Origin of the sequence: Rahnella ecdela (assembly GCF_019049625.1) — a bacterium.
GTDB lineage: Bacteria > Pseudomonadota > Gammaproteobacteria > Enterobacterales > Enterobacteriaceae > Rahnella > Rahnella ecdela.
The window spans coordinates 1-22068 of sequence record NZ_JAFMOY010000101.1 but is presented as its reverse complement, the minus strand read 5'-3'; the positions used below and the strand labels follow the sequence as shown (position 1 = coordinate 22068).

Annotated in this window: 18 protein-coding genes; 14 read left to right on the top strand and 4 right to left on the bottom strand. The window is 54.3% G+C overall.

Going from position 1 to position 22068, the window contains the following annotated elements; genetic code table 11:
• Window positions 1-27: 27 nt before the first annotated feature.
• Both J1784_RS02170 and J1784_RS02165 read right to left on the bottom strand, forming a co-directional pair.
• Window positions 28-1419, bottom strand: coding sequence for an MFS transporter (locus tag J1784_RS02170; protein WP_217147824.1), 1392 nt, complete (start codon window positions 1417-1419; stop codon window positions 28-30).
• A 41-nt stretch (window positions 1420-1460) separates the two neighbouring features.
• Window positions 1461-2540 carry a cellulase family glycosylhydrolase gene (locus J1784_RS02165; protein WP_217147823.1) on the bottom strand — a complete coding sequence of 360 codons (1080 nt, stop codon included), beginning with the start codon at window positions 2538-2540 and terminating at the stop codon, window positions 1461-1463.
• 209 nt (window positions 2541-2749) lie between these two features.
• On the opposite strand from J1784_RS02165, the gene J1784_RS02160 reads away from it, so the two are divergent.
• Window positions 2750-3757 (top strand): LacI family DNA-binding transcriptional regulator, encoded by a 1008-nt coding sequence (locus J1784_RS02160; protein WP_217147822.1) that lies wholly within the window; start codon window positions 2750-2752, stop codon window positions 3755-3757.
• Window positions 3758-3801: 44 nt separating this feature from the next.
• Here J1784_RS02160 and J1784_RS02155 read toward each other — a convergent pair whose 3' ends face one another.
• Window positions 3802-5232: a 6-phospho-beta-glucosidase gene (locus tag J1784_RS02155; protein ID WP_217147821.1), complete on the bottom strand. Its 1431-nt coding sequence runs from the start codon at window positions 5230-5232 to the stop codon at window positions 3802-3804.
• A gap of 19 nt (window positions 5233-5251) precedes the next feature.
• Window positions 5252-6721 (bottom strand): PTS cellobiose/arbutin/salicin transporter subunit IIBC, encoded by a 1470-nt coding sequence (ascF, locus tag J1784_RS02150; protein ID WP_217147820.1) that lies wholly within the window; start codon window positions 6719-6721, stop codon window positions 5252-5254.
• Window positions 6722-7000: 279 nt separating this feature from the next.
• On the opposite strand from ascF, the gene J1784_RS02145 reads away from it, so the two are divergent.
• The 13 genes from J1784_RS02145 to J1784_RS02085 all read left to right on the top strand — a co-directional run.
• The gene (locus J1784_RS02145) at window positions 7001-8014 is read left to right on the top strand and encodes a LacI family DNA-binding transcriptional regulator (RefSeq protein ID WP_217147819.1); all 1014 of its coding nucleotides are present in this window, start codon (window positions 7001-7003) and stop codon (window positions 8012-8014) included.
• 369 nt (window positions 8015-8383) lie between these two features.
• Window positions 8384-10468: a putative bifunctional diguanylate cyclase/phosphodiesterase gene (locus tag J1784_RS02140; protein WP_217147818.1), complete on the top strand. Its 2085-nt coding sequence runs from the start codon at window positions 8384-8386 to the stop codon at window positions 10466-10468.
• 594 nt (window positions 10469-11062) lie between these two features.
• A complete protein-coding gene (locus J1784_RS02135) occupies window positions 11063-11797 on the top strand; it encodes a FadR/GntR family transcriptional regulator (protein WP_217147817.1) in 735 nt (244 codons plus the stop codon).
• Window positions 11790-12812, top strand: a complete 1023-nt coding sequence (locus tag J1784_RS02130) for an ABC transporter ATP-binding protein (RefSeq protein WP_217147816.1) — start codon at window positions 11790-11792, stop codon at window positions 12810-12812. The genes J1784_RS02135 and J1784_RS02130 overlap by 8 nt, the downstream gene beginning before the upstream one ends.
• Window positions 12809-13924: an ABC transporter ATP-binding protein gene (locus J1784_RS02125; protein ID WP_217147815.1), complete on the top strand. Its 1116-nt coding sequence runs from the start codon at window positions 12809-12811 to the stop codon at window positions 13922-13924. The genes J1784_RS02130 and J1784_RS02125 overlap by 4 nt, the downstream gene beginning before the upstream one ends.
• On the top strand, window positions 13921-15438 hold the full coding sequence (locus J1784_RS02120; protein ID WP_217147814.1) for an ABC transporter substrate-binding protein: 1518 nt from the start codon (window positions 13921-13923) through the stop codon (window positions 15436-15438). Before J1784_RS02125 ends, J1784_RS02120 begins: the two co-directional genes overlap by 4 nt.
• A 17-nt stretch (window positions 15439-15455) precedes the next feature.
• Window positions 15456-16400, top strand: a complete 945-nt coding sequence (locus tag J1784_RS02115; RefSeq protein ID WP_047608725.1) for an ABC transporter permease — start codon at window positions 15456-15458, stop codon at window positions 16398-16400.
• A 1-nt stretch (window position 16401) separates the two neighbouring features.
• The gene (locus J1784_RS02110; RefSeq protein WP_217147813.1) at window positions 16402-17277 is read left to right on the top strand and encodes an ABC transporter permease; all 876 of its coding nucleotides are present in this window, start codon (window positions 16402-16404) and stop codon (window positions 17275-17277) included.
• 29 nt (window positions 17278-17306) lie between these two features.
• Entirely contained in the window at window positions 17307-18914 is a 1608-nt protein-coding gene (locus tag J1784_RS02105; RefSeq protein ID WP_217147812.1) for a gamma-glutamyltransferase family protein, read from the top strand.
• Window positions 18915-19094: 180 nt separating this feature from the next.
• Window positions 19095-20009, top strand: a complete 915-nt coding sequence (locus J1784_RS02100) for a dihydrodipicolinate synthase family protein (protein ID WP_217147811.1) — start codon at window positions 19095-19097, stop codon at window positions 20007-20009.
• A 129-nt stretch (window positions 20010-20138) separates the two neighbouring features.
• Window positions 20139-20903: a siderophore-iron reductase FhuF gene (fhuF, locus tag J1784_RS02095; RefSeq protein ID WP_217147810.1), complete on the top strand. Its 765-nt coding sequence runs from the start codon at window positions 20139-20141 to the stop codon at window positions 20901-20903.
• 116 nt (window positions 20904-21019) lie between these two features.
• On the top strand, window positions 21020-21358 hold the full coding sequence (locus J1784_RS02090; protein WP_013575718.1) for a hypothetical protein: 339 nt from the start codon (window positions 21020-21022) through the stop codon (window positions 21356-21358).
• A gap of 189 nt (window positions 21359-21547) precedes the next feature.
• Window positions 21548-22068 (top strand): MFS transporter (locus J1784_RS02085; RefSeq protein ID WP_217147809.1); only part of this gene is annotated, 521 nt, incomplete at its 3' end.

Below are 22068 nucleotides of genomic sequence, written 5' to 3'. Positions count from 1 at the left end.
CTTCGCAGGGGGAGGATCAAGAGAAATCTACACCTCTAACGGTCTGCCCTCGCCCTGCGGGGGTTCTTCAAAGGTTTCACCGGATTTGCGGCGTTGCTCGAGAATCGCCAGCACTTCTGCGTGTTTGTCTTCGGTAAAATCGAAGAACCACATAAAACCGATGCGGATAAGCGAACCGATGGCCGGTAACAGGCTGATGCCAAAGAATAAACCATTGAGCACACTTTCGGTCTGATGCGCGGCCTGCGGAACATAATGGATCGCCGTGAGGAAAATCCCTACCAGCCCGCCGCCGACGGCGACTGACATTTTACCGGTGAACGTCTGGCCGGAGAACGTAATAGCGGCGCAACGTTTATTGGTTTTATATTCAGCGTATTCGATAGTGTCGACGATCATCGCCGACGTAAACAGGTTGCTCATCATCACGAATACCGTACTCAGGCCAAGCAGAATAAACAACCACGCGAGATTGTGATATCCGCTGAACCACAGGACGATACGCACCACGATATCCAGAATGCACAGCGCAATAAACAGTGTTCTCTTTTTATAGCGGCGGGTTAATAACGGCGCAGTCAGACAGGCAATCGCTGCCAGAATCCCCATAACACCAATGGCCGCCTGCAATGCTCCGTCACCCATATTATAAATAAAGAAATAGATGTAAATACCGTTGGCAATATTATGCAGCACGCAGAAAAAGAACGAGGCTAAGACAAAGAATAAAGGCCGGTTATTTTTAAGGTTATGGAAAGTATCCCGCATCGTAACTTTTTCAGAGCTTGGCGGCACTCGTTCTTTAATATGCCAGAAGCCGTTGAGCATCAGCAGCAGCCCGACAATCATCATCACCACTGTCGCCATAAAGTAGCCGTGGTCGTTCGAACCCGGCGCAAAGAAGGCGGTCAGACGCGGAAAGAAGATTGAGGCGCAGGCAATTCCTGCATTCACACCCAACACCGCCGCGGTCACGGCTTTGGTACGTTCTTTAGGCTCAGAACTCATCACCGAACTCATCGACCAGAACGGAATATCGGAAATAGCGTACAACGTGCCCCATAAAATATAAGTCGCACCGGCATAGAGTATTTTCGTCCCCATCGGCGCATCAATATTATGGAACGAGGCAAGTGTTACCAGCGTAATAAGAAATGGCGCCAGTAACATGAAATGGCGGAATTTCCCGAAGCGGGTCTGGATAGTATCCATCACGCTGGCAAATAAAGGATCGTGTATTGCGTCCCACGCACGGGCGACCAAGAATATGGTACTGGCAGCCAGTGCGGAAATCCCCAAAACATCAGTATAAAAATAGTTTATAAACGAACCCACTAATCCGAAACTGAAGCATTGCCCCAGCCCGTAACCAAAATAAGACCACAATTCCCTTGAAGGGATTTTCATTGAAATCGTCATTTTTATCGCCTCGCACGTCCCTGTGCTGCCTGTAGGAAGGGTTATTTCATTCGTGTTAAACGGCGGACCAGTTCCATTTCTTTGCGACGAAACGGAATGCCATATTCGTCCAGCACATCGTGGAACCAGAGATGCGCATAATCGTGATTGCCTTTGCGCACCACCGGCCACGGCAGCGTGGTCTGAGTTTTACCCCGCACCAGCCCCCACTGATAACAGCCACAGTTGAACGCGCTGAACAGCGGCAGTTGTTCTTCAAAAACGCTGCCCACATGACGCGCCAGCCATTCGGTACACAGCATCGGACGGTTGAATTTCTGCCAGAAACGCAGCGCCTGCAAAAGTTTTGGCGTAGCGACGTAAGCGTGGAAGCTGATGACATCGGAAAGTTTTGCCGCTTCGACATCGATAGGATGGGTGAAGAACTCGCTTTCCGGCTGATCCAGATCCTGAGAGAAATGCCAGGCACCGACGGTCAGCGGCTGTTGCGGATCTTCCTCACGCGCCCAGACAAACGCCTTTTGCATCAGTTCCAGCGCAAACACTTCGAGTTTTTCGTCGTATAACACTTCCTCAAGTCCGGTGGCAAACGTGCCACGGTTGCCCGGCTCGTTGTAAAGATCCCAGATAGCGATACGTTCATCGGTACGGAAATGGCGGATAATATCGCGCACATAACGCTCCACTTCCGGCCACATATCGCGGTTGCATACCACGTCACGCCCCGGACTGGCCGCCGCCTGGCTGTTATGTTTGCCCGGTTCCGGCGCTTTTTGCGGCCCGAGGAACGGCTCATCGCCGGAGAATCCGCAGTCATCCATCAGCGTGAGCATCACTTTTATCTGATGACGGTCGGCAATTGCCAGAAACTCATTAATACGCGCCAGCAAACCGTCGCGATCATCCTGCCAGACGATAAATGGCAAATTGATACGCAGCTGGTTATAACCCGCCTCATGTGCCCAGCCCAGTTCCTGATCGATAGTCGGCGCATCAAAGGTTTCGCGCTGCCAGAGTTCCGTCCAGTTCACCGCCGTACGTGGCAGATAGTTAAAGGCACAGATCCATCCCTGCTTTTTGCCCCATTCCGCCGCCTGCTCCGTGCTCCACTGCTGTTTCATCCGTTTCTCCTCGTCAGTAATGTAAAAGAAATGCAGTAACTAATATTATTAGCTAATGTTTATTACCTGATGAGAATTGCTGCAAATCCCACACTCTGGTTCTGCAACTGAGATCACACTCTTTTTACGTAAACTGCGGGGTGGTCGGGCAAAATCAGCCGCTGTGATATAGTGAGAAAGGAAAAAATATGGGCGACGGGAAGAGGGAAATGGAGAAAAAAAACAAAGTCACGATGAGTGATATTGCGCGGGAAGCCGGGGTTTCTCAGGCGACGGTTTCGCTGATTTTAAACAACTCGCGCTCCGTTAAACTCAGTGAGGAAACCCGTCAGCGGGTATTCAGCACCGCGCTGTCGCTCGGCTACAAGAAAATGCCTGCGCCGCACAATGACAACGGTCAGGAAGAAATCGCCCTGCTGGTCAATGCCATGCCAAGTTATGACCCGTTTGTCGATGCGCTGAGTGAAGCCCGTGAAGCGGCCTGGCGGCACGACACGCTGCTGACCGTATATGATTATGGCGACGAGGCCGAACTGGCGGTGCGGATTATTGCCCAGCTGAACCAGCGGCGCTGCGCCGGAATTATCATTGCCTCGCCAATTACCCAGTCCATTGATTTTTCGCCATTTGCTAACCAGACGCAGCTGCCGGTTGTACTGCTGAATGTGTACGACCGCGCCTTTCCGTTACTGCCGACATTTCTGCCCGATGACCGCGCCAATGCATTGCAAATCACCCGACATCTGATTGATCAGGGCGCGACCCGCATCGCCCACATCATGGGGGATAACTGGATGGAAGCCTGCGAAATGCGCCTCGAAGGCTATCGCGAAGCCCTTACGCAGGCCGGAATGCCGCAGGACGAACAGCTGGTTCAGGCGACGAACTGGTCGCTCAATGAAACTTATCGCGCCACGCTGGAATTGATGAAAGTGCCCGAACCGCCGGACGCGATTTTCTGCTCAAGCGACTGGATGACCATCGGTTGTTATCAGGCGCTGACCGAACTGCATCTGCGGATCCCACAGGATATCCTGGTCGCCGGTTACGACGATCAGCGTATCGCCGATCAGATGACGCCGAAGCTCACCAGCGTTCAGTTACCCTATTACGAACTGGGCCGTATGGCGGTGGAATATCTGTGTTCGGGCGAAGACGCTGCCACGCGGGTGATTATGGCGGGAAAACTGAAGATTCGGGCAAGTACGGCGGGTTAAACGTTATCAGGGGAATAACCGGCTGGCTATTCCCCCCTTTCACATCAGGCGAGATCAGCACCGTTACTGGCGATCACTTTCTTGTACCAGTAAAACGATTTCTTTCTCTTTCTGTCCAGCGTGCCGTTTCCGGCATCATCGCGGTCAACATACACAAAGCCATAGCGTTTGCTCATTTCGCCGGTCGAGGCGGAAACCAGATCGATACATCCCCACGAGGTGTAGCCAATCAGCGGCACGCCGTCGGTGATCGCCTCGCCCATCGCGTGGATATGCTCACGCAGATAGCTGATGCGGTAGTCGTCGTTGATTTCACCCTGCGCGTTGATTTCATCTTTCGCGCCGAGGCCGTTTTCCACCAGGAATAATGGTTTCTGATAGCGATCGTACATCATGTTCATGGTGATGCGCAGGCCGAGCGGATCAATTCCCCAGCCCCATTCGCTGGCTTCGATATACGGGTTTTTCAGCGATTTGACGATGTTCGCCGCGCTGCTGTTATTGTCGTTCATATCAGCCGACGCACAACGTGACGCGTAGTAACTGAACGAGACGAAATCAACGGTATTTTTCAGGATTTCCGCGTCGCCCGGTTCGGTTAAAACGTTAACGCCCTTCTCAGCAAAGACGCGGCGGGTGTACGTCGGGTATTCGCCGCGCGCCTGCACGTCGATGAAAAACAGGTTTTCGCGATCTTTTTGCAACGCTGCCCAGACATCCGCAGGTTTGCAGGTTTGCGGATAGAAATTCCCGCCTGCCAGCATGCATCCGACCTGATTTTGCGGGTTCACTTCATGGGCGATTTTGGTCGCTAAAGCACTGGCGACCAGCTCATGGTGCGCGGCCTGATATTTGACCTGCTCCTGATTTTCGCCTTCTTCGAAGACCAGACCGGCACCGGAGAACGGGCTGTGCAGCAGAATATTAATCTCGTTAAACGTCAGCCAGTATTTCACCAGCCCGTCGAATGCTTCAAAACAGGTGCGCGCATAACGGGCGAAAAACTCGACCATTTTGCGGTTACGCCATGAACCGTATTCGATAACCAGATGCATCGGTACATCGAAATGGCACAGCGTGACCAGCGGTTCGATGCCGTGCTTTTTGCATTCCGCAAACACATCACGGTAAAACGCAATGCCTTCCGCGTTCGGCGTCAGTTCATCACCGTTGGGATACAGCCGGCTCCAGGCAATCGACGTGCGGAACACCGTAAAACCCATTTCTGCCATCAGCGCGATGTCTTCTTTATAACGATGGTAGAAATCAATTGCCTGATGCGCCGGATAAAATTCGTCGTTTTTGAAAGAGGAACGTTTTTCCTGACCGGTTTTTACCGCCAGACGGTGCGCGCCATGCGGGATCATATCGACCGTCGTCAGGCCCTTTCCGCCTTCAAAACTGCCGCCCTCAGCCTGGTTTGCGGCAATCGCGCCGCCCCATAAAAAGCCTTCAGGAAATACTGATGCTGCCATGAGAAATCCTCTCCTTAATTTATTTAACTGCGCTTTGCGAAACCGCAAAGGCGGTGGAAGCCGTTGATTCAGGTGCTGTATTTTTTGGTGCCACGGTTTCCACCGGAATATCTTCAAATCCGAGTAGCAGCGTGGTGAAGAATGAAATCACCACGGCGAGTATCATCACGCCCACCACCCAGACAATGCTCATCGGATTCGACGGGTCAAAGAACTGAACGCTGGTAAACAGCCCCGGCGATGCCATCGAATGGCTGGCTAGCCCCCCTATTCCAGCCACGCCACCGCAGATGAAACCACTGATTAAACAGGCGATCAGCGGACGTTTCAGGCGCAGCGCGACACCGTAAAGTGCGGGTTCCGAAATACCGGCGACGATCGCCGAAGCCGCCGCCGCCAGTGCGGTCTGGCGCAGTTCCGGGTTTTTGGTACGCCAGGCAACGGCCAGCGAGGAGCCGCCCAGTGACAAATTCGCGCCGATTTCTGAGGGCATTACCATCGCTTCTTTGCCGGTTTCAGCGATGGTCTGAATAATGGTTGGTGTGAACACGCGGTGCATGCCGGTCATCACCAGCAGAGGCCACGCGGCGCCCATAATCGCAACGGAAAGCCAGCCCAGATAGCTGTGAACGGTATACACCACCGCTGAAATACCGGTACCGATCCAGATGCCCATCGGGCCAATCAGCATGATGGCGATCGGTGCCGAAATCAGCATGATCAGCATCGGTTTGAGGAAGTTTTTCGTCACTACCGGTGTAATGCGGTCTACCCATTTTTCGATGTAAGACAGCAGCCAGGTCATACACAGCGCCGGAATGACGGTGTAGGTGTATTTCACCGCTGTCACCGAAATACCGATAAATTCGACTTTCTGCCCCTGCGCCGCTTTCGCCATCAAATCAATAAACGCCGGATGGACGAGGATCCCGGCAATCGCAATTGCCAGTGACATATTGGTTTTGAATTTCACCGCCGCCGACGCCGCCACCATCACCGGCAGGAAGAAAAACGCGCCGTCGCCGATGGTGTTGAGGATAACCAGTGTTGATGCGCCCTTGTCGAACACACCGGTCATATCCAGGATCATCGCCAGCAGTTTGACCATCGAACCGCCGATAATCGCCGGGATCAGCGGTGACATGGTGCCAATCAGCGCATCGAGAATGCCCGAGCCGATACGCTTAAAGGTGATTTTTCCTTTTGCCGGAGCATCATCACTGGCCACAGCAAAGCCTTCAGGCAGCAGTTTCAGTACCTCTGCGTACGCCTGAGAGACGTTGTTTCCGATGATCACCTGACACTGTTTTTCATTGCGCACCACGCCCATCACGCCGGTAATGGCTTTCAACGTGGCGGTATCGACGGCAGATTCGTCATTCAGCACGAAGCGCAGGCGTGTCATGCAGTGCGTCACTGCTGCCACATTCTCCGCGCCGCCGATTGCCGCGACAATCGACTGTGATATTGCTGCAAAATTTTTAGACATGAGTTACAACTCTCTGTGATTCATAATGTTATGAATGTTTTTCAGAAACCCTGGCTTCTGTGAAACCGTTTTTTTATGAAATGTTCTTTTTTGTGAAACGATAGGTAACCGGTTTCATACGAGAATGTTCAGTTCCATTCATGACTTCAATAAAAATCTGCAACGCTGTTTTATTTTTGTGATGGCGATCTCCCGCTGACGTTCAGCAAGGCCGAATTCATCGCAAAACGCGGGGAATGTGTAGAATGACCCCTAATTTTTCATTTTTGAGTGTCGCTGATGTCAACAATGCAGGAAGTGGCTAATAAAGCAGGGGTTTCCAAAGCCACCGTTTCCCGTGTGCTTTCCGGTAAGGGATATGTGAGCCAGGAAACCAAAAATCAGGTATTTAAAGCCATCGAAGAAGCGGGCTACCGGCCAAATTTGCTGGCACGAAATCTGGCGACCAGCAAATCGATGTGCATCGGACTGGTGGTGACCAACACCTTGTATAACGGTAATTATTTCAGTGAGTTAATCTCACAGGCAGCAAAAAAACTTGATGCCAACGGACGTCAGCTGATCCTGGTCGATGGCAAACACAGCGCCGAAGAAGAACGGGAAGCAATCCAGTTTCTGCATGATTTGCGCTGCGACGGCATTATTATTTATCCGCGCTTTTTATCGGTCGATGAAATGGATGAAATCATCGACAAATATAATAAGCCAGTGATGGTAGTGAACCGCAAATTACGAAAGCATCAGAGTCATTGTATCTATTGCGACCACAAAGGTTCAGGTCTTCAGGCCACTAATGCGCTGATTGAACGTGGCCATCGTAATATTGCGTTTATCACCGGCTCGATGGATTCCCCGACCGCGATTGAACGTCTTTCCGGCTACAAAGAGGCGTTAACTTCTGCCGGTTTATCGGTACAGCAACCGCTGATCGTTCAGGGAAAATGGTCGGCAGCCAGCGGTTCGGCGGCGGTCACAGCCCTGCTCGCAGGCGGCGTACCTTTCAGCGCGATTCTGGCAAGTAACGATGAAATGGCCATCGGTGCGATGAAAGCATTAAACGACGCCGGTATTGCCGTTCCCGCCGATGTTTCGGTTATAGGATTTGATAATATTCCGACCACACCGTTTCTTATTCCGGCCTTATCGAGCGTGAAAGATCCGGTCAGCGATATGGTCAGCGAAGTGATCAGCCAGATTATTTCCATGCTCGATGGCGGTTATTTATCCGAGCAGAATAAATTTGTATCGGAGCTTATTTTGCGGGACTCGGTAGCCGCAGTCAGCCCGGACTGAATCCCGTAAATTCGCCCGCCCGCCATTTCGCCCATCGCCGCACGCTGTTGCGGCTTTTTTACGTGTTCATTAACCGGCTGTAACGCCTGAACTTTGTGTGCCTTTTAATTAAAGTTACCTCCCCGCCTGCCGATAACTCCTCTGCTATTTAAAAACCAAATAGTGAATTTCACTTAAGGCCGATATTTTTGCTAAATATGCTTAAATTTAAGCATGTTAGAAGCAAAATTTGGCGAACTAAGAATTATCTTATGCTAACGTTTCATCCGCACATCACAGCAAAAATGCGTCGGGAACAGGCGCACTATTTAGCCGGACTTTAGTACGGAAGGATCCCCGTAAAGGCGGCAGGCTAGCAGGCAAAATAAAATGAGCGAAGATTCTGATGTATTGTATCGGTTGCTGGTTCAGCGCGTAGAAGACTACGCGATTTACATGCTTACACCCGATGGCATTATTGCGAACTGGAATGCCGGTGCGCAGCGGGCAAAAGGTTATACGCCCGAGGAAGTGGTCGGAAAACATTTCTCGTGCTTTTACACCGAGGAAGACCGCAAAAGTGGCTGGCCGCAACACGGCCTGGAAACGGCGCGCGAAACGGGCCGCTACGAATCCGAAGGCTGGCGACAGCGCAAAGATGGCTCTCTTTTTTGGGCGCATATCATCATTGAAGCGCTGCGCGAAGCCGGTGAAATCATCGGTTTTGCCAAAATCACCCGCGATGTGACTGAACGTCGTGAAACCGAGCAGGCATTATTGCAGGCCAAAGAACTGGCTGAGTCCAACAGTGAACAGCTCGCCTCTCTCTCGCAGTTTCTGAATACGGTCATCGCCAATATTCCGTCATCGGTGATTGTTGAGAATGCGGTTTCCCGCGAGATCTTGCTGGTGAACCGTCAGGCCGAACGCTTACTGGGCATTTCCCGTGAAAAAATGCTCGGCAAACGTCCGCAGGATTGCATGGGTTTAGGGCTGAGCACCTTCATCAATAAGCAGTCGGACGAATGCCTGCGCGCGGAAGGCGTCCACCGCAGCGAACAACAGCTGATGACCGCCATCGGTGACCGTACGTTGCAGACCACCAGTTCGGTGATCCGCGGGCATGATCCGCAGACCAGCTACGTGATGATGATCGCCGACGACGTCACCGACCAGCAGGCCGCGCACGCCCGCATCCATCACATGGCGCATCACGACAATCTGACCAGTCTGCCGAACCGCATTCTGTTCAGTCAGCGTCTGAGCGAAGCTTTGCAGCGTGACAGTTATACCCACAGCCACACCGCCACGCTGTGTCTGGATCTCGATAATTTCAAAAACGTCAACGACGCACTGGGCCATCAGATTGGTGATGAACTGCTGCGCGCGATTTCCAAACGTCTGCGCATGACGCTGCGTGACGACGACACGCTGGCGCGCATTGGCGGCGACGAATTTGCCGTGGTGCTGCCGGGGCTGAAAGACATTTCTGCGGCGCATCAGATTTCCAAACGTCTGATTGAATCGGTGCGTCCGCCGGTGATTATCGACGGTCATTCCCTTTCTGTCGGCCTGAGCATCGGTATCGCGCTGGCAGATTCGACAGAAAACACGCCAGATCAGTTGCTGCGCTGTGCCGATATGGCGCTGTACGAAGCCAAACGTAATGGTCGCAACCGCTACGAAGATTTTCGTATCGAAATGGACGCCGCTGCCCGCAAACGCCGCGTGGTGGAAATGGATTTACGTGATGCGATCACCTGTAATCAGCTGCGGCTTTACTATCAGCCGATCACCGATGCGCGTCATGATGAAGTGATCGGATATGAAGCGCTGATGCGCTGGCAGCACCCGGAAAACGGGCTGATTATGCCGGTCGATTTCATTCCGATTGCAGAAGAAACAGGGCTTATTCACAGTCTGGGATCATTTGCTCTGCACGAAGCCTGTCGCGAAGCCACTACCTGGAAAGGCAATCAGACCGTGGCGGTAAACCTTTCGCCAATCCAGTTTAAAAACAGCGGGCTGGTGTCTGTGGTGGAATCTGCGCTGGAAGCGTCGGGGCTGGATCCGTCGCGTCTGGAAGTGGAAATCACCGAATCGGTATTGCTCGACAATACGCTGGGTAACATCAGCACCCTGCGGAAACTGAAATCGCTCGGCGTGCGCATTGCACTGGACGATTTCGGTACCGGCTATTCATCGCTGAGTTATCTGCGGTCATTCCCGTTCGATAAAATCAAAATCGACCGGTCATTCATCAATGACATGCAGGACAGTCGCGAAGCGCTGGCGATCATCCGGGCAATCACCGGTATGAGCCGCAGTCTGGACATTCAGACTACGGCAGAAGGTGTCGAAACCGACGAGCAGTTCCGGCGACTGAAAGAAGAAGGTTGTACGCTGTTCCAGGGCTATTTCTTCGGACGGCCTCAGCCCTCAGAGTCAAGACTGATTGGATTTGCACCCCTCTGATGATAGATATTAGACACGAAATGTGCCGGGGATGATCGGAGGATAAAGGGCGTATAACACTGTTATTTCTGACGATAACCCCAAACAAAGACCGTGGGTTGCCACCCACACTGGCCCTAAGAGGCGCCTGTCGCCGCGCCTCTTAGGAATCTCCGGCTCTTTCACTGCGCGCTCCCTGCGAAAACCTCACCAGTACTCACAAACTTGCAGACGAAACCACTGCCCGTGTCCGCTGCGACTTGCGAATTATTCCTTAATACCCCGCCCGACCCTTTCCTTCTTTGGTGAAGCAACGATATAGCGAACCATTAGCCCACTTATTACGCTTATTTGATCTACTTCTCATACCTTGAAATCACGCACCATTACGATCCGTTAACATTAATTTAACGCACTACACTTGTGCATATCAGCTAAATATCAATGCGTTATAAACATAAAAACAGAATCCCGACTCATGCGTGTGATTTTTAGTCGTTTGAAATTAAAAACAAATTCTCCGTGTTGCAAAACTATTTCATGAACCATTACAAAATTGGTTCGGAAAATGCAGAGCAGTGATTAACGATTTAATTCCCAGCGGGAAAATGAAATATGCCAACAAATTCCGGGGCGCTGTCCCCTTCTAACGGAACGTCGAATTCAGCGCTGGAACAACTGCGTCAGCTGATACTGCAACATCCGGATCACACCCGACCGCTGCCTGCGGAACGGGATCTGATGCAAATGTTTGATGTCGGCCGTCGTGAAATTCGCCGTGCGCTGGATGTGCTGGAAGAAGAAGGCCGCGTGTGGCGCAAACAGGGCAAAGGCACGTTTATCGGCCCGAACGGCCCTGCGCAACCGCTGAGCTTGCAGGCGTTACCGAAGCAATCGAACTTGCAGGAAGTCATGGAAGCACGTTTGCAACTTGAACCGGGGCTGGCGAAATACGCCGCACTGCGCGCCACGCCGGAGCAAATACAGCTGATGCGCCGTTTACTCGACAAGGTGAAAACCATGTCGCGCGGCGATCCGGATCAGATTGAACTATGGGACAGCGCCTTTCACCGCGCGATTGCCGATGCCGCCGGTAACCGGCTGCTGTTGGGATTATTCGATGCTGTCGATGCCATCCGTCGCGATCCGAGCTGGCTGGCGGTGCGAAATGCGGCACGAAATCAGGAACGCCTGAACCGTTATGACGATCATCACGAGCGCATCGTAGAACACATTGCCGCACGCCAGCCGAAAGAGGCCGCCAGAGTCATGCGCGAGCATCTTCTGGCGCTGCAACAGGCGTTTCTTTCCACCCTGAATGATGACGACGAGGATTTTACTGATGACTGACCCGGCCGAATCCGTCACGCCGCTGTTACACATCAACGACCTGCGTGTGCAGTTTTCCGGTTCCCCCGCGACCGTGCTCGACGGTATTTCCTTACAGCTTGAAGCCGGGAAAACGCTGGCGCTGGTCGGGGAATCCGGTTGCGGCAAAAGCGTGACGTCGCTGGCGCTGATGGGGTTATTGCCCGCCAGCGCCAACGTGTTGCAGGGCGACATTCGCCTGAATGATACCTCGCTGCTCGGGCTGTCTGAACGTCAGTATGCCGACCTGCGCGGTCAGGAACTGGCGATGATTTTTCAGGAACCGATGACTTCTCTGAATCCGGCACTGACGCTTGGCGATCAGCTGGCAGAAGCCGTGATACGCCATCAGGGCGCTGACAAAAAACAGGCGCGGGCTCAGGCGCTGGAAATCCTGAAAAAGGTGCAAATCCCGGCACCGGAACTGCGGATGGACGCGTATCCGCACCAGCTTTCCGGTGGTATGCGCCAGCGCGTAATGATCGCAATGGCGCTGATCAACCGTCCGCAATTATTGATCGCCGATGAACCGACCACTGCGCTGGACGTCACCATTCAGGCGCAGATCCTCGCCCTCCTCAACCGCATTCAGCAGGAAACCGGCAGCGCTTTGCTGCTTATCACGCACGACCTCGGCGTGGTGGCTGAAGTCGCCGACAGCGTGGCGGTAATGTACGCCGGACAAATCGTCGAGCAGGGGCTGGTGGCCGATATTTTCAATAATCCGCAGCATCCGTACACCATCGGGCTGATGGGGTCGATGCCGTCGCTGGCTTCGCGTCAGGGCGCGCTTTCCACCATTCCCGGTGCCGTACCGCTGCCAAAAGATATGCCCAAAGGCTGCCGCTTTTCGACGCGCTGTCCGTTTGCCGATACGCGCTGTCATCAGGAGCGACCAGCGCTGCGTCCGCTGCATCAGTCCCCGCACCACGTTGCTTGTTTCTATGCGCCGCTGGAAAATTTTTTCGCCCTTTCCGCTGAAGGAGCCTGTGCATGAGTCTCGCCCCCCATCCCATTCTGGAAGCCGCCGGACTGACCAAAGTCTTCAAAGGGCCTTCGACGCTGTTCACCAAACCCAAAATCGTGCAGGCGGTGGATCGCGTTTCGCTGCGCGTCTGGCATGGCGAAACGTTGGCGATTGTCGGCGAATCCGGCTCGGGTAAATCGACGCTTGGCCGCCTGTTATTGCAGCTGCTAAACGCCACCGAAGGCGACGTGTTTTATGAAGGCGAAAACCTGAAACAGTTTTCCGCTGACCAGATGAAAAAGCTGCGTCGTGACCTGCAAATCATTTTTCAGGATCCGTTCGCCTCCCTCAATCCGCGCATGACGGTAGAAGAAATCGTTGGCGAACCGCTGTGGCTGCACAACATTGTCAGCGGCAAAGCGGACCGGCAGGCAAAAGTACGTGAATTGCTGACCACAGTCGGCCTGCCCGCCGCGTTCAGCAACCGGTATCCGCACGAATTTTCCGGCGGTCAGCGCCAGCGTATCGGCATCGCCCGCGCGCTGGCGTCATCACCAAAACTGTTGCTGGGCGACGAACCGGTATCGGCGCTGGATGTGTCGGTACAGGCGCAGGTGGTCAATTTGCTGGAAAACCTCAAACAGCAGTTTGGCCTGACAATGATTGTTGTCGCGCACGGTCTGGCGGTGATCCGCCATATGAGCGACCGCGTGGCGGTGATGTACCTCGGGCAGATCGTCGAACTCGCCAGCACCGATGACATTTTCGACCAGCCGCTGCATCCGTATACCCAGGCGTTGATTGCCTCTGCGCCGCAACTCGCGCCGGGGGTGAAACGTCCGGTGCCATTGTTGCAGGGCGATATGCCCAATCCGGCCAATATGCCGACCGGCTGCCGTTTCCATACCCGCTGCGCGTACGCCACTGACGAATGTCGTCTGGTGGAACCGCAACTTGAAACCGTCAGTGACAACCGCATGGTGGCCTGCCACCGCTGGAGCGAACTGCAACGGGATCGCACCTCTGTGCTGGTTCCGCCGCCTTCCGCCGCTTTCACCTTACGGCGTGCGCTGTTTGAACAAGCGAGCCAGACACGGCTTTCACTTTCCACTCCAACATCAACTCTGGGAACACGACCATGAAATTTGCACCCCGCTTAACCGCCTGCATTCCGGCCTTAATGTTGCTGACGTCTGCGGGCCTTGCCCATGCGGAAAGCACCCTGCGCATCGGCCTTGGCAGCGATCCGGACATGCTGGATCCGGCCACGGCGCGCACCTATTACGGACGTTTCGTGTTCAGCGCCATGTGCGAGCGTCTGGTGGATGTCGACCAGCACCTGCAAATCGTGCCGGGTCTGGCGAAAGACTGGGCGTACAGTGATGACGGCAAAACGCTGACCATGAATCTGCGTGAAGGCGTAACTTTCCAGGATGGCGAAAAATTTGATGCGCAGTCGGTGAAATACAACATTGAACGCTATCTGACGCTGCCGGGTTCTTTGCGTAAAAGTGAGTTGTCTTCGGTGGAATCTGTGGAAGTCACCGCGCCGTACACCGTCATTTTCCACCTGAAAACCGCTGACGCGGCGCTGCTGATGCAACTGACCGACCGTGCGGGCAACATGATGGCACCGACAGCGACGGCAAAAGGCAACGTCGCGGCGCATCCGGTCTGTTCCGGCCCGTATGAATTTGTCAGCCGCGTTCAGCAGGACCGCATCGTGCTTAAGCGTTTCGAAAATTACTGGAACAAAGGCGCGTATCACTTCGACAAAGTGGTGTTTCTGCCGATCCCGGATGCGTCAGTGCGCCTCGCCAATCTGCGCGCAGGCGATTTAGATATCACCGAAGGCATTGCCGCCAGCGACACTGCAACGGTCAAAGCCGACAGCAATCTGCAACTGGCGAGCACCACCGGCCTGGGTTACATGGGGCTGACAATTAACATCGCCAACGGCACGGCAAACACCAACACGCCGCTGGCGAAAGATGCCCGTGTACGTCAGGCGCTGTCGCTGGCGATTGACCGCGACGCGCTCAATCAGGTGGTATTCCAGGGGCAATACACCCCGGCGAATCAGGCCTTCTCGCCTGCCAGCCCGTATCACGCCGACGTGCCGGTGCCTAAACGCGATATCGAAAAAGCCAAAGCGCTGCTGGCTGCCGCCGGTGTGAAAACGCCGCTGACCATTGATTTCCTGGTCGCCAACAACCCGACGTCCCAGCAGGTTGCGCAGGTGCTTCAGGCGATGGTCAGCGAGGCGGGTATTAACCTGAATCTGCAAATGACGGAATACGCTACGCTTCTGGATCGCCAGCAAAGCGGTGAATTCAAAATGAGCATGTCCGGCTGGTCAGGACGTCCGGATCCCGACGGCAATATTTTCTCGTTCCTCAACACTAAAGGCGGTCTGAACGACGGCAAATACAGTAATCCGCAGGTCGATCAGTGGTTGCAGGAAGCGCGTCTGACCAGCGACGTCGAGAAGCGTAAAGCCCTCTACAAGCAGGTTGTCGTGCAGGAAAACATCGACGATCCGCTGGTGTATCTGTACTTCGAACCGCGCATTTTCGGCATCAACAAGAAAGTGACCGGTTTCGTACCTTACGCCGACGGGCTGATCCGTTTGCAGGGTCTGGCGTTGAACAAGTAATTGCCTGAGGAAAGACGATGTTAGAACTGGTGATGAAACGGCTGATTTCAGCCATACCGACGCTGTTTCTGGTCACGCTGATGGTGTTCTCGTTGCAGAAATTGCTGCCGGGCGACCCGATCACCGCGATGGCTGGCGAGGAGCGGGATCCGGCAGTCATTGCGCAATTACGTGAGCAATATCATCTGAATGACCCGATCCCCAGCCAGTATTTCCACTGGGTCGGCAACGCGCTGCGCGGCGATTTCGGCACGTCGCTGCGCACGCAGGAACCGGTTTTGCAGCTGATCGCCAGCAAACTGCCGGTGACGCTCGAACTGTCGCTGCTGGCGATGATTGTGGCACTGATTATCGGCATTACCATGGGCGTGCTGGCGGCGGTCAACAAAGGCACCTGGATAGATAACGGCACCAATTTTCTGGCGCTGTCGGGGATTTCGATCCCCCATTTCTGGCTTGGTGTGCTGCTGATTATGCTGTTCTCGGTGAAATTGCACTGGCTTCCGGCATCCGGTTACGTGCCGTTCTCGGAAGATCCGCTGCAAAACCTGAAAACCATGCTGCTGCCTGCGGCGGTGCTCGGTACCGGCCTTTCCGCCACGCTGATGCGCCACACCCGTGCGGCGATGATTGCGGTGCTGAAGGCCGATTACATCCGCACCGCACGAGCCAAAGGATTATTGCCGAAAAAAGTGATCATGAAACACGCGCTGCGCAACGCGCTGGTGCCGATCATCACGCTGACGACATTGCTGTTCGGGGAATTGCTGGGCGGCGCGGTACTCAGCGAGCAGGTTTTCACCATTCCGGGCTTTGGCAAAATGATTGTCGATTCGGTCTTTAACCGTGATTACGCCGTGGTTCAGGGCGTGGTGATGGTGGTCGCAGTCGGCTTTCTGCTGATGAATCTGCTGGCCGACGTGCTGTATGTGCTGGTCAATCCACGTATGCGGAGAGCCTGAGATGAGCGTTTCTGTGATTTCCGTGACAACGTCACTCCCCGCCCGCGAACCCAACCGCGTGCTGCGCAAATTTCTGCGCAACAAAAGCGCGGTGATCGGCGCGGTGCTGGTCGCCACTTTTGCGTTGCTGGCTTTATTTGCACCGTGGATTTCGCCGTTTGATCCGATCAAAGCTGATTTTATGGCGGTGCGTAAAGCGCCTTCTGCCCTGCACTGGCTGGGCACCGACGAACTGGGCCGCGACATTTTATCGCGTCTGTTCTGGGGTGCGCGCACGTCGCTGATGGCCGGTTGTGTGTCGGTGATTATCGCGATTGTAATTGGCGTGCCGCTCGGTCTTATCGCCGGGTTCTGGCAGGGCTGGCTGGACAACATTATTTCCCGCGTGGTCGAGGCGCTGCTGTCATGTCCGTTTCTGGTGCTGGCGATTGCGCTGGGCGCATTCCTCGGTCCGAGTCTGGGCAATGCGATGATCGCCATCGGGCTTTCCGCCATGCCGATTTTTGCCCGTCTGACCCGTGCGCAGGTAATGAGTATCCGCAACGAGGAATATATCGAAGGCGCGCGGGCGATTGGCCTGCCCGACCGCTGGATCCTCTGGCGTTATGTGCTGCCGAACGTGCTGTCGCCGATCCTGGTGCAGGCCACGCTGGCAATAGCTTCGGCGATCATCACCGAAGCCAGTCTGTCGTTTCTCGGCCTCGGCCAGCAACCGCCGGACGCCTCGTGGGGCGCGATGCTTAACACCGCACGCAGTTTCCTCGAGCAGTCGCCGTGGATGTCGATTTTTCCCGGTCTGGCGATTTTCCTGACCGTACAGGGTTTCAATTTGCTGGGTGACGGGCTGCGTGATGCGCTCGACCCGCGTTCCGAATAAACCGTTTGCTGCTTTTTAAGGAAGAATACATGTCTAAGAATTACGATTTTAACGTGGCTTATCCGACCCTGCGCCCGTCAATGATGGGCGCCAATGCGGTTTGTGCTTCACAGCCGCTGGCGGCGCAGGCGGGGATGAAAATGCTGATGTTGGGCGGAAACGCCGCTGATGCGGCCATCGCCACCGCCATTGCGCTGAACGTGCTGGAGCCAAGTGGTAACGGTGCAGGCAGTGACGCGTTCGCCATTATCTGGGACGGCAAAAAAGCCCACGGACTGAACGCTTCAGGCCGTTCACCCGCCGCATGGACGCCGGAATATTTCACCGACAAAGGTTTAGACGCCGTGCCGACCTACGGCTGGGACGCGGTCACCGTTCCGGGCGCTGTTTCCGGCTGGGTGGCGCTGGCAAAACGCTTTGGCACCCTGCCGCTGACCACGCTGGCGCAACCGGCAATCGATTATGCCCGCAACGGTTTTCCGGTCTCGCCGCTGATTGGTCGCCTGTGGGAAATCGCGGTCAAAAAACTGCATGACCAGCCGGGCTTCATGGAATGTTTTGCCCCGGAAGGCCGTGCGCCGAAAATCGGTGAAATCTTCCGCAATCCTGCGCTGGCAGATTCCCTGGAGCTTATCGCCAGAACCGAAGGCGAAGCGTTTTATCGCGGTGAGCTGGCAGAAAAGATGGTGGCACACTGTCAGGCCCACGGCGGCGCGCTGACGCTAGATGATCTCGCGAATCACAAAGCCGACTGGGTGGAAACCATGCAGCAGTCTTTCGCGGGCGGTTCAGTTCACGAACTGCCGCCGAACGGTCAGGGTATCGCCACACTGATTGCGCTGGGCATTCTCGATAAGCTGGATATCGGTTCACAACCGGTGGATTCGGTCGAAACCACGCATCTGTGCATTGAAGCGATGAAACTGGCGCTGGCGGATTTGGATCAGCACGTCACCGACAGCGAACACATGTTTTTCGATCCGCAGTTGTTCCTCAACGACGATTATCTGGCAGAACGCGCAAAACTTATCGACCGCACCAAAGCCAGCGACGTGACCTACGGCGCACCGCGTCCGGGCGGTACTGTCTATCTGACGGCGGCGGATTCCAGCGGCATGATGGTTTCCTTCATTCAGTCGAATTACATGGGCTTTGGTTCCGGCGTCGTGGTGCCGGGCACCGGTCTCAGCATGCAAAACCGTGGCTGCGGATTTACCCTCGATCCGACGCACGCCAACTGCGTCGCACCGAACAAACGCACACTGCACACCATTATTCCGGCCTTCGCGCAGGACGCTGACGGTAAACCGCTGATGTCGTTCGGCCTGATGGGCGGCCCGATGCAGGCACAGGGGCATCTGCAACTGGCGCTACGTGTGATGCTGTATAAGCAAAATCCGCAGGCCGCAATTGATGCGCCACGCTGGAGGATTAACGGAGGTCGTCAGGTGGCGATTGAATCGACGTTCAACCACAACACGCTGGCCGCGCTGCGGGCGATGGGGCATGAATTAATTGTGGAAGACCCGCTCGGCGGCCATTCATTTGGCGGCGCGCAGGTGATTGTCACCAATCCCGCAGGCGGTTATCTGGCCGGCACCGAATCCCGCAAAGACGGTCAGGCGCTGGTGATGTAAGTGTTCAATTTGCCTTGCTCCTCCCCCTGCGAAGGGGGCGGAGTTTACACCGCCTTTGTGACTTCCCTTCCAAATCTTCGCTAAATCGATGTAATTCGATCCCATCGCTATAAAAATTTGAAACAGCGTTCTATAAATGGAGTGTTGAGTACTTTGCACTTTCATATGGAGAACGAATGTATGAGCCGACCACTGTTTCATGGCGTGATCCCACCGGTTGCGACAATCCTGAATGAGAACGAGCACCTTGACCGTCAGGCGATGGCGCGTCTGATAGATTTTGCGATTGAAGGCGGCGTTAACGGCCTGTTTTTCCTCGGCAGCGCGGGGGAATTTGCCCATATGTCACAGGCGCTGCGTCATGAAGTGGCGGAGTTCTGTACCAAACACGTCGCCGGACGCGTTCCCGTTCTGATTGGCGCGGCGCATCCGGGCACGGCACAAACTTTGGCGTTCGCGCAACACGCTAAAAGCGTCGGGGCGGACGGCGTGGTGGTGGTGAATCCTTATTACAATCCGGTGACCGAAGAAGCGCTATATCTGCATTACCGCACCATTGCTGAAAACGCCGGTTTGCCGGTGATTATGTATAATTATCCGGGGCTGACCGGTCAGCCGCTGCCCGTCAGTCTGATCAAACGTCTGGCGCTCGAATGTCCTAACATTGTCGGACTGAAAGACACCGTCGACAGCCTCAACCATATCCGCGAAACGATACAGGCCGTGAAACCTGAACGTCCTGATTTCGCAGTATTTTCCGGTTATGACGAATATCTGTTCGGCACGCTTATCCTCGGCGGCGACGGCGCAATCCCCGCCAGCGCCAACTTCGCGCCACAGCTGACCTGCGGAATTTACCGCGCTTTTAAAGAGAAAGACTTCTCCACCGTAGTCGGACTGCAACAGCGGTTATCTTTCCTGCCGCCGCTGTACACGCTGGATATGCCCATTTACAACGTCATTAAATACGCGATTTCTCAGGTAATTCACGACATACCGGTGTATTCACTGAAACCGGCGCTGCCGCTGAGCAATGACAAACAAAAAATTGTGCGAGATATTTTGAAACAAGCCGGCGTCAGTGTCGCCGGTTAAGCCCTCAGCGCCTCCCCCTGGTAACGGGAGGCGAAAACCCTCAATCTAAATCGAAATCATTACTATTCCGCTTTAATATTCGTTACTCTATTCCTATGATTTACAGATCCGAATGACGTTTATAAAGCAATGATGCAAACACTCCTCGACAGTTTTCGCGAAACGCCGGTCAGCTGGGTTGCCGATACTTTCAAACCGATGTCACCGCTGGTGACCAATGCGGTACCGATGTCGCAACTGACAACGCTGGAAGGCTGTGCCAGCGTGCTAAAACGCTATCTGGATGCGAATGCGGCCGATGCCGCAAAGTGCGATACCCGCCGGGCGCGCATCTCGATGTGGTCACAATGGTATTTCGCCACCCTGCTGCCAAGCTGGGTGATTGTTTCACTGCGCCACGGCTGGCAGCTGCCTATCGCCGCTGAAAATGTCTATCTGTGTATGCAGGAAGAAGGATTACCGGCGCAGATTTATCTGGATGGCGAAGGTGAAGCGCTGAGGTCTGCGGAACCGATGGCACGTTTTGATGTGATGATTGAACAGCAATTGCGTCCGGTTTGTGAAGCACTGGCGGAATTCTCCGGCCTGAAACCGGGTATATACTGGAGCAATGCAGCGATCCGCGTCGGCTGGGGCGTCAAACAGGCGGAGCTGGTCAATGCGGATATCTCGGACGGCATGCGGCTGATGGAATCGCGTGAGCTGCGCTACGGCGGCAAAAATCCGTTATTCCAGCCACTGCGCGCGGAAGACCCTTCCGACCCCGACAGTCCGCAGTACCGCAAGCAATGCTGCCTGCGCTACGATCTGGCCGATCACGCCATGTGCCCTTCCTGCCCGTTATTGCTAGCAGAACGCAAATCGGGCAAAAGACGTAAAACCCTCGCGGAGTAATTTGCAGATCTGCCAGCCACTTACAAAACCTGAATAAACTTAGCGTAAAAAATGATTGGATCTTAGCAGCGGATAATTATAAGAATTGGGTTATATAGACCAACGAGGTATTTATCATGACTATGAAAACACCGAAGAGCTGGCCCTCCGCTCTTAACTCGCTGGCCTCAGAGGTGATTGATTCTCTGGCGCAACCCGTTAACCGCGTATGGAACACGTTAACGGGCAAGCAAGAACCGCTCAGAGCAAGGATTGTTCATCGTTACGCGATACCGTCTTCCAGGACGATCAGCGTTACGGAGGGTTTCTTTGGGTTCATTCCTGTGGAATCTTATGAAAACGAACGTTTTATTCTGGAAGTCGCTTACGCTGACAAACAGTATCAGGTAGAAGTCCCGCGGGCTTACTATCAGAAAAGCAATATCGGCGACGGCATCGACATCCACACGTTGTAACCGCCCCCGTTAAACAGGCTGCTCCTTTCGAGGCGCAGCCTTTTTTTATGCCAAAAAACCTGCCTTACCCCACACTTCCCGCTTTTATTTTGTTCAATACATGAAAATTATTGACATAATAATCACCAAAACTTAGAAAATTATTTACATTCCAGTTTGCCCGCCCTTTCCTTTTTTCAGAGGTTTATGATGACCAGCCAGGTATCTCCCTTAGTTGCCAGCGCCAGCCAGTCGCGGCGCGCCTTAGTCGCCGGTTCGGTCGGCAACTTTATTGAATGGTATGAATTCGGTGTGTACGGCTATCTGGCGACCATCATCGCCGGTAATTTTTTCACGCTGGAAGGCCAGACCGGCATGACCGGTTTGCTTCTGACATATGCCTCGTTCGCGCTGGCGTTTTTCTGCCGCCCGGTTGGGGCGATTATCTTTGGCCGTATCGGTGACCGTATTGGCCGCAAGCCGACATTAATTGCCGTCGTTCTGTTAATGACGCTGGCGACCGCCATTATTGGTCTGCTGCCGACGTATGCGCAGATTGGCGTTGCCGCGCCGTTACTGCTGACGCTGATGCGCATGTTTCAGGGCTTATTTGCCGGCGGTGAATTTGGCGGTGCGGTATCGCTGATGACCGAGTTTGCGCCGAAGGGTAAACGCGGAATTTACGGTGCCTGGCAGTCATTTACCGTCTCGCTCGGCCTGCTGACTGGCGT

Excerpts from the sequence above, each read along its gene's own strand:
- J1784_RS02125 (WP_217147815.1), top strand. The coding sequence starts at position 12,809 with ATGAGTCTCGCCCCCCATCCCATTCTGGAAGCCGCCGGACTGACCAAA.
- J1784_RS02115 (WP_047608725.1), top strand. The coding sequence starts at position 15,456 with ATGTTAGAACTGGTGATGAAACGGCTGATTTCAGCCATACCGACGCTG.
- J1784_RS02160 (WP_217147822.1), top strand. The coding sequence starts at position 2,750 with ATGGAGAAAAAAAACAAAGTCACGATGAGTGATATTGCGCGGGAAGCC.
- J1784_RS02145 (WP_217147819.1), top strand. The coding sequence starts at position 7,001 with ATGTCAACAATGCAGGAAGTGGCTAATAAAGCAGGGGTTTCCAAAGCC.
- J1784_RS02110 (WP_217147813.1), top strand. The coding sequence starts at position 16,402 with ATGAGCGTTTCTGTGATTTCCGTGACAACGTCACTCCCCGCCCGCGAA.
- J1784_RS02155 (WP_217147821.1), bottom strand. The coding sequence starts at position 5,232 with ATGGCAGCATCAGTATTTCCTGAAGGCTTTTTATGGGGCGGCGCGATT.
- J1784_RS02090 (WP_013575718.1), top strand. The coding sequence starts at position 21,020 with ATGACTATGAAAACACCGAAGAGCTGGCCCTCCGCTCTTAACTCGCTG.
- J1784_RS02170 (WP_217147824.1), bottom strand. The coding sequence starts at position 1,419 with ATGACGATTTCAATGAAAATCCCTTCAAGGGAATTGTGGTCTTATTTT.
- J1784_RS02135 (WP_217147817.1), top strand. The coding sequence starts at position 11,063 with ATGCCAACAAATTCCGGGGCGCTGTCCCCTTCTAACGGAACGTCGAAT.
- J1784_RS02100 (WP_217147811.1), top strand. The coding sequence starts at position 19,095 with ATGAGCCGACCACTGTTTCATGGCGTGATCCCACCGGTTGCGACAATC.
- fhuF (WP_217147810.1), top strand. The coding sequence starts at position 20,139 with ATGATGCAAACACTCCTCGACAGTTTTCGCGAAACGCCGGTCAGCTGG.
- J1784_RS02140 (WP_217147818.1), top strand. The coding sequence starts at position 8,384 with ATGAGCGAAGATTCTGATGTATTGTATCGGTTGCTGGTTCAGCGCGTA.
- J1784_RS02130 (WP_217147816.1), top strand. The coding sequence starts at position 11,790 with ATGACTGACCCGGCCGAATCCGTCACGCCGCTGTTACACATCAACGAC.
- J1784_RS02165 (WP_217147823.1), bottom strand. The coding sequence starts at position 2,540 with ATGAAACAGCAGTGGAGCACGGAGCAGGCGGCGGAATGGGGCAAAAAG.
- J1784_RS02105 (WP_217147812.1), top strand. The coding sequence starts at position 17,307 with ATGTCTAAGAATTACGATTTTAACGTGGCTTATCCGACCCTGCGCCCG.
- ascF (WP_217147820.1), bottom strand. The coding sequence starts at position 6,721 with ATGTCTAAAAATTTTGCAGCAATATCACAGTCGATTGTCGCGGCAATC.
- J1784_RS02120 (WP_217147814.1), top strand. The coding sequence starts at position 13,921 with ATGAAATTTGCACCCCGCTTAACCGCCTGCATTCCGGCCTTAATGTTG.